The sequence below is a fragment of the Sinomonas sp. genome (genome assembly GCF_036848755.1).
In the GTDB taxonomy this organism is placed as follows: Bacteria; Actinomycetota; Actinomycetes; order Actinomycetales; family Micrococcaceae; genus Sinomonas.
Genome location: NZ_DAIUJO010000107.1, coordinates 1 through 9,687 on the forward strand (window position 1 = coordinate 1; position 9,687 = coordinate 9,687).

A 9,687-nucleotide genomic window follows, 5' to 3' on the forward strand; every position below is an offset into this window, starting at 1 on the left:
GCCCCACGCGCACGGGGAGCAGGCCATGGCCATGACGACGGCGATCACCGCCATCGGTCCCCCGGCACCCGCCATCAGTCCCCCGGCACCCGCCATCAGTCCCCCGGCGCCCGCCATCGGTCCCCCGGCGCCCGCCATCAGCAGGTGGGCGGCGACGCCGACCCCCGCGGCCGCGGCTGCGCACCGAGCATGGCGCGCCGCAGCACGTTGCGCCGTCAGCTCCGCAGGGTGTCGACCCTGCGGAGCTGACGGCGCAACAGAGGAGGTCGCTCGGAACACGGTGAGGGCCATGACTCCAGAGTGCCGTCTGCGCATCGAGTCAGCCGTCACAGGAGCGCACGCCCTTTGACGTGGAGAGAATGGTACGAGGCAGGCATTCCGCAGCGGCCCTTTCCCCAGACTCCTATATCCTATAGGATCGGGGTGAAAGCAACTCAGAGTGGAGGCAGCAGCTCATGACACGGCTCTGGAACGAACCGGCCGATTTCGCAGATGACATGGTGGATGGTTTCGTCCGCGCAAACAGCCGCTGGGTGCGCAAGGTCTACGGCGGCGTGACCCGCTCGACCCAGGCCGCGGAGCCCGAGGTTGCGGTCGTCATCGGGGGCGGGAGCGGCCACTATCCGGCCTTTGCCGGGCTCGTGGGCCCAGGCCTCGCCCACGGCGCCGCCATGGGGAACCTCTTCGCCTCGCCCTCCGCGCATCAGGTCGAGTCCGTCGCGCGTGCGAGCCACCGCGGTCGGGGGGTGCTCCTCAGCTACGGGAACTACGCAGGCGACGTCCTGCATTTCACGGAGGCCCAGGAGGCACTGCGGGCCGACGGGATCGACTGCCGAACGGTCACCGTCACGGACGACATCTTCTCCGCCCCTCCCCAGGAGGCCACGAAGCGCCGCGGCATCGCCGGCGATCTGACCGTCTTCAAGGTCGCGGGTGCCGCCGCATCCCTCGGCTACGACCTCGACGGCGTCGAGCGCGTTGCGAGACTCGCGAACGATCGCACCCGTTCCCTCGGCGTCGCCTTCACCGGCTGCACGATGCCCGGCGCCGCCGAGCCGCTCTTCACCGTCCCCGAGGGGCGCATGGCCGTGGGCCTCGGGATCCACGGGGAGCCGGGACTCGACGAGACAGACATCCCCACTGCGAACGGCCTCGCCGAGCTGTTTGTCGAGCAGCTCCTCGCCGACGCGGAGATCCCCGCCGGAGCCACCAAGGCCGGCGGGCGCGTGGTGCCGGTCCTCAACGGGCTCGGCTCGGTCAAGTCCGAGGAGCTTTTCGTCGTGTACGCGCGGGTCGCGGACCTCCTCGAATCCGCCGGCCTCACGATCGTCGACCCCCAGGTGGGCGAATTCTGCACGAGCTTCGACATGGCGGGCGTCTCGCTCACGCTCCTATGGCTCGACGACGAGCTCGAGCGGCTCTGGTTGGCTCCCGCCGACACCCCGGCCTTCCGGTGCGGGGCGGTAGACCACGCGGCCCTCTCGCCGACGGCGGACGACGCCGACACGAACCAGCGCGCGGGAGTGCCTTCGGCGTCTGCCGCTTCGAGCGAGGCGGCGCGGATCATCGCCGAACTGCTCGATGCGACCCGCCAGACCATCGACGAGCACGCGGACGAGCTCGGCCGTATCGACGCCATCGCGGGCGACGGCGACCACGGGATCGGAATGCAGCGGGGCGCTCGCGCGGCCGCCGCCGAAGCCGCGGCGCTCGTCGAGCTCGGGGCCGGAGCCGGCACCCTGCTCTCCCGCGCGGCCGACGCGTGGGCGGACCGTGCGGGCGGAACGTCGGGCGCACTGTGGGGCGTCATCCTCCGGACCATCGGGGGGCGCCTCGGCGACACGGAGCCCGTCTCGGCAGAAGGGATCAGCGCCGGCGTGCTCGCGGCCTCTGACGCCGTCCGGTCCTACGGCAAGGCCAGCGTGGGCGACAAGACCCTCGTCGACGCCCTTGTGCCCTTCGCCGAGACGCTGGCCGAGCGTGTCGACGGCGGGGCCGGTCTCTCCGAGGCATGGCGAGCCGCCGCTGAGGCCGCGAACACTGCCGCCGAACGCACGGCAGACCTCATGCCGGGGCTCGGACGTGCACGGTCCCACGGCGAGAAGGCCCTCGGCGTCCCCGACCCCGGAGCCGTCTCGCTCGCCCTCATCGTGACGACTGTCGCCTCGCGCCTCGCCCCCGCGGACCGGGCGGACCTCGCGCAGCAGGGAGAGAACCAGTAGGGCCAGTAGGGCCAGTAGGGCCAGTAAAACCAGCAGGAAAGGAAGGCATCATGCCCCAGTGGCGAATCGTCGTCGGCTCGGACGACGCAGGCTTCGAGTACAAGGAAGCCATCAAGAAGGACCTCGAGGGGAGCGACCTCGTCGCGTCCGTCACCGACGTGGGCGTCACCGCCGAGGGCCACACGAACTACCCGACCATCGCGACCAGCGCTGCCGAGATCATCGCCCGGGGCGAGGCCGACCGCGCCGTCCTGATCTGCGGTACGGGTCTGGGCGTCGCGATCGCGGCGAACAAGGTTCCCGGAATCCGCGCCGTCACGGCCCACGACTCGTTCTCCGTCGAGCGCTCCGTGCTCTCGAACAATGCCCAGGTGCTCTGCATGGGCCAGCGCGTGGTGGGGCTCGAACTCGCCCGCCGCAACGTGCGCGAATGGCTCACGTACGAGTTCGACGAGTCGAGCCCCTCGAACGAGAAGGTCCAGGAGCTCTGCGCCTACGAGGGCGTCTGAGGTGCCGCCCTACCTCGTCGGGGTGAGCCTCAAGATGTACTTCAGCCACGCGCGGACTGTCGCGTGGTGCAGTGCAGTCGCTGAACTCGCCCGTGCGCACCCGGCGGTGCGCGACGGCGCGGTGAAGCTTTTCGTCGTCCCCAGCTACCTCTCCGTGCCTGCGGCGGTCGACATCCTTCGTGATGTCGCCGCCGTCGGCGCCCAGGACCTCGCGACAGAGGACGAGGGCGCGTTCACGGGGGAGGTCAGCGGTGCGGAGCTCGCCGAGGTCGGCTGCCGGCTCGTCGAGGTCGGCCACGCCGAGCGCCGCCGCCTCTTCGGCGAGACCGACGCCGTCATCCGCGCCAAAGCGGACGCCGCGCTCCGCAACGGACTCACGCCGATCCTCTGCGTGGGCGAGGCACAGCGCGTCGAGCCTGATGCGGCGGTGCGCGAATGCGTGCGCCAGATAGACGACGCCCTCTCCACCGCTCGTTCAGCGGGCCGAGACGGCGCGATCACGGTCGCGTACGAGCCCGAATGGGCCATCGGCGCGGAGGCCCCCGCGGAGCCGGACTACATCCGCGCCGTCTGCGGCGGGCTTCGCCGGCATCTCGGTTCACTCTCCGACTTCGCGGGCTCTCGCGTCATCTACGGCGGGAGCGCGCGTCCGGGCATGCTCAGAGCGATTGCGGACGACGTCGACGGGCTGTTCCTGGGCCGGTTCGCCCACCGCGTCGAGGCCCTGGGCGAGATCCTCGACGAGGTCCTGGCCGTCGAGGCCGCGGGGATGCGCTAGACGGGAGCCCGGTGCTGGACGAAGGTCGCCAGGTCATCGAGGGTCTGGGTCATGTGCTCGTCCATGGCCTCGCGGGCCAACCTCGGGTCTCGCGTCTCGAGGGCTGCGAGGACCCGCTCGTGCATGGCGATGGCATGGGCCTGGATCTCGGGCACCTTCGAGGTCTCCGCCCGGCGCGCCGCAAGGACCCGGTGCAGCGGTTGGAACACGGCCGTGAGGAAGACGTTCCCGGAGGCTTCGAGGATCACGTCGTGGAATGCGAGGTCCGCCGCGACGAATTCATCGAGGCCGCCTCGCTCGTCGTGGGCAGCCTGCATCTCGCCGAGGCACACGCGGAGGCGCTCGAGGTCTCCTGGCGTGATCCGCTGGGCCGCGAGCGCACAGGCGCCGGTCTCGAGCATGCGGCGCAACTCGATGAGCTGCACCGCGGCCACGTCGTTGCCGACTGCCGCGGAGGCTGCCCGCAGCACCGCGTCGAGGGAGTTCCACTGCTCGACGGGGTTCACGAACGTCCCCCGGCCGCGCTGCACGCTCAGGATCCGCTGGGCCTCGAGGGTCTTCATCGCCTCCCGCACCGTCATGCGGCTGACCTCGTGCTGGGCAGAGAGGTCGAGTTCGCCAGGGACGAGGGCGCCGGGCGGGAACTCGCCTCCCACAATGCGGTCCAGGAGGTCATCCGCGACCTCGCCGACGAGCGACTTGCGAGCCAATCGTCCTCCGTCCCTTGCCCCTCGTAGTCTAAGTCCCCCGCTGCCTGCGCCCCTCAGGCTTGGCGGTTTCAGGCCTGGCCGTCTGGGGTCTGGCCGTCTGGGGTCCCGGCCGTCTGGGGTCTGGCCGTCTCGGGCCTGGCGTCCTTGCGCTGTGATCCAGCCCATGTCACGATATGTCAGACATCTTACCAATCCCTTCACCCTGAGGTGCTTGTGATCCTCGAAGAAGAGCTGCTCGCGGATTTCCCCGCCGACCTCCCCGTTCCCGCCGACCTCGTCGCCCAGGCGGTCTCTGCCTCGGGCCGCGTTCTGGTGGTGCTCGACGACGACCCGACCGGAACCCAGTCCGTCGCCGACCTGCCGGTCCTCACGGCATGGGAGCCTGACGACTTCCGCTGGGCCTTCGGCCTCGGGGCGCCGGGGCCCGCGGACGGACACCCCGGGGACGGGGGGCGCCCGGCCGCCGTCTACGTGCTCACGAACACGCGCAGCCTCGATCCCGGCGAGGCGGCCGAGCGCAATCGCGAAGTGGTGACCAACGCACTCGCCGCCGCCCGCGACCTGGACCTCGAGCTCGCGTTCACGAGCCGCAGCGACTCGACCCTGCGAGGCCACTTCCCGCTCGAGACGGACACGATCGCCGAGACGCTCGAATCAGAGGCGGGGCTCGGCACCGACGGCGTCGTCATCGTCCCCGCCTTTCCCGACGCCGGCCGCGTGACCATCGGCGGCACGCACTACACCCGCAACGGCACGGGCACGCTCACCCCCGTCGCCGAGACGGAGTTCGCCCGCGATGCGACCTTCGGGTACGCCAGCTCGAGCCTGGCCGAGTACGTCGACGAGAAGTCCGCGGGACGCTATCCCGCGCGCGGCGTGATCGTCCTGGATCTCGCGATCCTGCGCACGGGGACGCCAGAGGAGAGCGCGATTGCGATCGCGGACGCCCTGGAGCCCGCCGCCGGCCGCACCCCGATCGCCGTCGACATCGTGACCGAGAACGACCTCCGGCGCCTCGCGCTCGGCCTCGCGGAGGCGGAGCGGCGCGGCAAGAAGCTCGTCTATCGCGTCGGGCCGCCCTTCGTCCGGGGCCGGATCGGCCAGGAGGTACGTGCCCCCCTGACCTCGGCCGAAGCCCTCGGCGGAGACGCCCCTCAGCGCGGCGGCCTCGTCGTCGTCGGCTCCCACGTCGGGCAGACGACCCGCCAGCTCGAGGCCCTCCTGCGCCGCCTCCCGTCCGCGCACGTCGTCGAACTCGATGTCGAACGCGTCCTGGCAGGCGACGAGGCCCAGGTGGCCGGGACGGCCGAGCGTGTCGCCGCGGCGCTCGCGACGGGAGACGTCGTCGTGCACACGAGCCGCGCGCTCGTCACGGCGGAGGACGCCGCGGGCAGCCTCGCGATCGCCCGCCGGGTCTCTGCGGCCCTCGTCGACGTCGTGCGCCAGACCCTCGCGGCGGTGCGCCCCCGCTTCGTCGTGGCCAAGGGGGGCATCACCTCCTCCGACGTCGCGGCCCACGGGCTCGGCATCCGCCATGCGATCGTCCGGGGCCCCATGCTCCCGGGGATCGTCTCGCTCTGGGAGCCCATGGACGGCCCGGCCCTCGGAATCCCCTACGTCGTCTTCGCGGGCAACGTCGGCGACGACGCCTCGCTCGCCGAGGTCGTCGGCAAGCTCAGCCGCGAAGCCCAGCTATCAGAAGGAACTCATCGATGACCGAGCCCAGCACGCACCCCGCCCCCGAGGGCTACCAGGTGGCCGTCCTCGGCCTCGGCGCCATGGGCCTGCCGATGGCCACGAGGCTCGCCACGCGACTCACCGTCCACGGCTTCGACATCTCCGCGGAACGCCTCGCACTCGCCCGCAACGCAGGCGTTGCGACGTTCGGCTCCGCGCGCGAAGCCGTCGCCGGCGCAGACGCCGTCCTGCTCGCGGTCCGCAACGCGGCACAGCTCGAGGACGTCCTGTTCGGCGAGGCGGGCGTGGCCCCCAAACTCGCGCGCGGCGCCGTCGTGATCCTCACGAGCACCGTCGGCACCGAAGCCGTCGGCGGCGCCGCGCGCAGTCTGGCCGAGCTCGGCGTCGACCTCGTGGACGCGCCTCTCTCTGGCGGACCGGTGCGGGCGGGAAAGGGCGACCTGCTCGTCGTCGTCGGGGCACCTCCGGCCGCGCTCCAACGCGCCCGACCCGTGCTCGACCTGCTCGCCTCGACGCTCTCCGTCGTCGGCGACCGCGCTGGGGACGGCCAAGCCCTCAAGACGGTCAACCAGCTCCTGTGCGGCGTCCACATCGCGGCCGCCGCCGAAGCGCTCGCGCTTGCAGACGCGCTCGGGCTCGACCGGGCGCGCACGCTCGACGCCCTCACGGCGGGGGCGGCGGGCTCGTTCATGCTCGGCGACCGGGGTCGCCGCATGCTCAGCGCTTACGACGACGGCGGCGCACCCGTGCTCAGCCGGCTCGACATCTTCGTGAAGGACCTCGGCATCGTCGGTCGGGCCGCCCGCACGGCGGGCCTGCCGACGCCGGTCGCCGCCGCCGCCGAGCAGCTCTTCCTGCTCGGGCAGGCCATGGGCCTCGAGGCGGACGACGACTCCGCCGTCATACGAGTCCTCGCTCCGGAGCTGCGGGAGGCGGCCCCCGCCTCCTGACGTCAGCTTGACTTGGGCGGTGACTTGGTTCACTCTATATCCTATAGGATCTACGATCAGGGAAGATCGACCAACCCACGCAACGGAGCATCATGCCGGAGAATCCTCACTACACCGCAGAAACCTGGCCCATTGCCACGTGCCTCCACGGCTTCGCCCCCACCGACGCCGCCGGCGTGAACATGCACGACGCCGACCCGGAAGTCTGGGATGACATGTTCGCCCAGATCGAGGACGTCGGATTCAGCCTCGCAGAGCTCGCCGACAGCCATGTCCGGCCCGCCGACCTCTCGCCCTCCCGGCGGGACGAATTCCTCGCGATTGCCGCTTCCCACGGCGTGAGCATCCCCTCCGTCCACCTCCAGCGGCAGAGCGTGATCATGCCCGGCCACGAAGAGCGCAACCTCGAGTACGCCCACCGGACCATCGACGCCGCCGCCGAATGGGGCATGCAGGTCTTCTCGACCGGGCTGCACCAGCCGTTCAGCGACGCTCAGCGCAAGGCCCTGTGGTTCTGGACGGCCGAGGGGCCGAAGGACCCAGACGACCGCGAGACGTGGGAACTCGCTGTCAGCCGGATCCGCGAGCTCGGCAAGCACGCCGCGGAGGTCGGTCTGCCCGTCTCGCTCGAGCTGTACGAGGACACGTACCTCGGCACGGCCGACAGCGCCGTGCGGTTCGTGGAGGCAGTGGGCCTCGACAACGTCGGGCTCAACCCTGACGTCGCCAACCTCATCCGCCTGCACCGCCCCGTTGAGGACTGGCGGGAGCTCTACGCCAAGACGCTCCCCTACGCCAACTACTGGCACGTCAAGAACTACACGCGCGACGAAGCGGCCGACGGCAGCTGGGCGACGTCCGTCCCGTCGACCATGGAAACCGGCCTCATCAACTACCGCCAGGTCTTCCGCGACGCCATCAAGCTCGGCTTCAACGGCATCATCCTCACCGAGCAGTACGGCGGAGACAGCCTCGGTGTGTGCGCCACGAACCAGAAGTACATCCGTTCGCTCCTGCCCAAGGCCTAGGAAGGAACCCCAAGACATGAGTGCACATCCTGCTGCACGCCACATTGCCGTCGTCGGCTCGGGCTACATGGGAGGCGGGATCGCCCAGGTCCTGGCCCTCGCCGGCGCCACCGTGAAGATCGCCGACATCTCCGAGGAGATCGCCCGGAAGAACTACGACCGTCTCCTCGCCGAGGCCGCCGAGTTCGCCGAGCAGGGCCTGTTCCCGGCCGACGCCGAGGAACGGATCCGCGCGAACGTCTCTCCCGCACCGTCCATCGAGGACGCCGTCGCAGACGCGGACTTCATCGAAGAGGCCGTGCCGGAGAAGATCGAGATCAAGCACGAGACGCTCCGGCGCATCAGCGCCGCTGCTCGCCCGGATGCCGTGATCGGCTCCAACACGTCCACGATCCGGATCGCCGACCTCGCGACGGCGGTCGAGCGGCCTGAGCGCTTCCTCGGCGTCCACTTCTCCAACCCGGCCCCGTTCATTCCGGGCGTCGAGCTCATCCCGCACTCCGGGACCGACGAGGGTCTCCTGCCGTTCGTCGAGGAGATCGTGGCCTCCACGGGCAAGGAGAGCGCGCGCGTCAAGGACGCGACGGGCTTCGTGCTCAACCGGCTGCAGTACGCGCTGTTCCACGAGGCCACGCAGATCGTCGAGGAGGGCATCGCGACGCCCGAGGACATCGACACGATCGTCCGCACGACGTTCGGCTTCCGCCTCCCGGCCTTCGGGCCCTTCGCCATCGCAGACATGGCCGGGCTCGACGTCTACGCATTCTGCTACGCCTCGCTCCAGACCCGCTGGCCCGAACGCTTCGCCACGCCCGAGTCGCTGCGCGAACTCGTGGACGCCGGCAAGTTCGGGACGAAGTCGGGAGCGGGCTACCTCGATGTCCCCGCCGACCGCATCCCCGAGCTCGTGGCCTACCGCAACAAGGCATACGTGGCGATCAAGAAGCTCATGGACGAGCTCGGGCCGGCACCCATCCACGCCGCCCCCACCGAACCCGGAAACTGACCCAGGAGACTCCGCAATGACAGCCTTCCCCGAAGCCCGCACCGCCATCCTCACGGGCGCAGCCTCACCCCGCGGGATCGGCCGCGCCTCCGCCCACTACCTCGCCGAGCGCGGCTGGAACATCGGCATCATCGACATCGATGCCGAGGCCGCGAAGCGCGTCGCTGAGGAAATCGCGCTCGAACACGGCGTCCAGGCGGCCGGAGCCGGCGCCGACGTCTCCAACGAGGAACAGGTGCGCGCAGCGTTCGACGAGCTCGAGGGCGCCCTCCCGCAGGTTGTCGCACTCGTGAACCTCGCCGGCGTGTCCTCGCCGGTCCCTTACCTCGAGGTCACCCCCGAGGAATGGAACCGCGTGCTGAACATCAACCTGAACGGCGTGCACTACGCAACCCACCGGGCGGTCGAATCCATGGTCAAGAACGGCGTGGGCCGGGTTGTGAGCCTCTCGTCCGTCTCCGCGCAGCGCGGCGGCGGCACCTACAGCAAGACCCCGTACTCGGCCGCGAAGGCCGGAATCATCGGCTTCTCCCGCAGCGTCGCCCGCGAACTCGGGCGCGACGGCATCACGGTCAACGTCATCTCCCCCGGTCCCATCGACACGGACATCATGGGTGGCACCCTCACCGAGGAGCGCAAGGAGAAGATGGCGGCCGACGGCGTGCTGCCGCGCATCGGGAGTCCCCGCGACATCGCGGCAGCCATCGCGTACCTCATCAGCGAGGACGCCGGCTTCGTGACGGGGCAGACCCTGAACGTCGACGGCGGGCTCTACATGCACTGACC

Annotated in this window: 10 protein-coding genes; 8 read left to right on the forward strand and 2 right to left on the reverse strand. The window is 70.6% G+C overall.

What is annotated here, in order from left to right; genetic code table 11:
* On the reverse strand, window positions 1-291 hold a 291-nt coding region (locus V7053_RS14990), incomplete at its 3' end, for a hypothetical protein (protein WP_334173070.1).
* Between the two features lie 164 nt (window positions 292-455).
* On the opposite strand from V7053_RS14990, the gene V7053_RS14995 reads away from it, so the two are divergent.
* Genes V7053_RS14995 through V7053_RS15005 form a run of 3 tightly spaced genes read left to right on the forward strand, consistent with a single transcriptional unit; the run spans window position 456 to window position 3,509 of the window.
* Window positions 456-2,222, forward strand: a complete 1,767-nt coding sequence (locus V7053_RS14995) for a dihydroxyacetone kinase family protein (protein ID WP_334173071.1) — start codon at window positions 456-458, stop codon at window positions 2,220-2,222.
* A gap of 50 nt (window positions 2,223-2,272) precedes the next feature.
* Entirely contained in the window at window positions 2,273-2,731 is a 459-nt protein-coding gene (locus tag V7053_RS15000) for a ribose-5-phosphate isomerase (protein WP_443022630.1), read from the forward strand.
* 1 nt (window position 2,732) lies between these two features.
* Window positions 2,733-3,509 (forward strand): triose-phosphate isomerase family protein, encoded by a 777-nt coding sequence (locus V7053_RS15005; RefSeq protein ID WP_334173072.1) that lies wholly within the window; start codon window positions 2,733-2,735, stop codon window positions 3,507-3,509.
* Here the strand turns inward: V7053_RS15005 and V7053_RS15010 are convergent.
* Window positions 3,506-4,219, reverse strand: a complete 714-nt coding sequence (locus V7053_RS15010; RefSeq protein ID WP_334173073.1) for a FadR/GntR family transcriptional regulator — start codon at window positions 4,217-4,219, stop codon at window positions 3,506-3,508. The two genes, V7053_RS15005 and V7053_RS15010, sit on opposite strands and share 4 nt — an antisense overlap.
* 213 nt (window positions 4,220-4,432) lie before the next feature.
* Here V7053_RS15010 and V7053_RS15015 point away from each other — a divergent pair, with 213 nt between their 5' ends.
* From V7053_RS15015 to V7053_RS15035, 5 genes are all read left to right on the forward strand, one after another.
* The gene (locus V7053_RS15015; protein ID WP_334173074.1) at window positions 4,433-5,935 is read left to right on the forward strand and encodes a four-carbon acid sugar kinase family protein; all 1,503 of its coding nucleotides are present in this window, start codon (window positions 4,433-4,435) and stop codon (window positions 5,933-5,935) included.
* Window positions 5,932-6,867: an NAD(P)-dependent oxidoreductase gene (locus V7053_RS15020; protein WP_334173075.1), complete on the forward strand. Its 936-nt coding sequence runs from the start codon at window positions 5,932-5,934 to the stop codon at window positions 6,865-6,867. The genes V7053_RS15015 and V7053_RS15020 overlap by 4 nt, the downstream gene beginning before the upstream one ends.
* A 92-nt stretch (window positions 6,868-6,959) precedes the next feature.
* Window positions 6,960-7,895, forward strand: coding sequence for a sugar phosphate isomerase/epimerase family protein (locus V7053_RS15025; RefSeq protein WP_334173076.1), 936 nt, complete (start codon window positions 6,960-6,962; stop codon window positions 7,893-7,895).
* Between the two features lie 16 nt (window positions 7,896-7,911).
* Complete coding sequence (locus tag V7053_RS15030; protein WP_334173077.1) at window positions 7,912-8,901, forward strand: 3-hydroxyacyl-CoA dehydrogenase family protein; 990 nt, start codon at window positions 7,912-7,914, stop codon at window positions 8,899-8,901.
* Window positions 8,902-8,917: 16 nt separating this feature from the next.
* Window positions 8,918-9,685: an SDR family NAD(P)-dependent oxidoreductase gene (locus V7053_RS15035; RefSeq protein WP_334173078.1), complete on the forward strand. Its 768-nt coding sequence runs from the start codon at window positions 8,918-8,920 to the stop codon at window positions 9,683-9,685.
* The last annotated feature ends 2 nt before the right edge of the window (window positions 9,686-9,687 follow it).

Excerpts from the sequence above, each read along its gene's own strand:
- V7053_RS14995 (WP_334173071.1), top strand. The coding sequence starts at position 456 with ATGACACGGCTCTGGAACGAACCGGCCGATTTCGCAGATGACATGGTG.
- V7053_RS15000 (WP_443022630.1), top strand. The coding sequence starts at position 2,273 with ATGCCCCAGTGGCGAATCGTCGTCGGCTCGGACGACGCAGGCTTCGAG.
- V7053_RS15020 (WP_334173075.1), top strand. The coding sequence starts at position 5,932 with ATGACCGAGCCCAGCACGCACCCCGCCCCCGAGGGCTACCAGGTGGCC.
- V7053_RS15025 (WP_334173076.1), top strand. The coding sequence starts at position 6,960 with ATGCCGGAGAATCCTCACTACACCGCAGAAACCTGGCCCATTGCCACG.
- V7053_RS15030 (WP_334173077.1), top strand. The coding sequence starts at position 7,912 with ATGAGTGCACATCCTGCTGCACGCCACATTGCCGTCGTCGGCTCGGGC.
- V7053_RS15035 (WP_334173078.1), top strand. The coding sequence starts at position 8,918 with ATGACAGCCTTCCCCGAAGCCCGCACCGCCATCCTCACGGGCGCAGCC.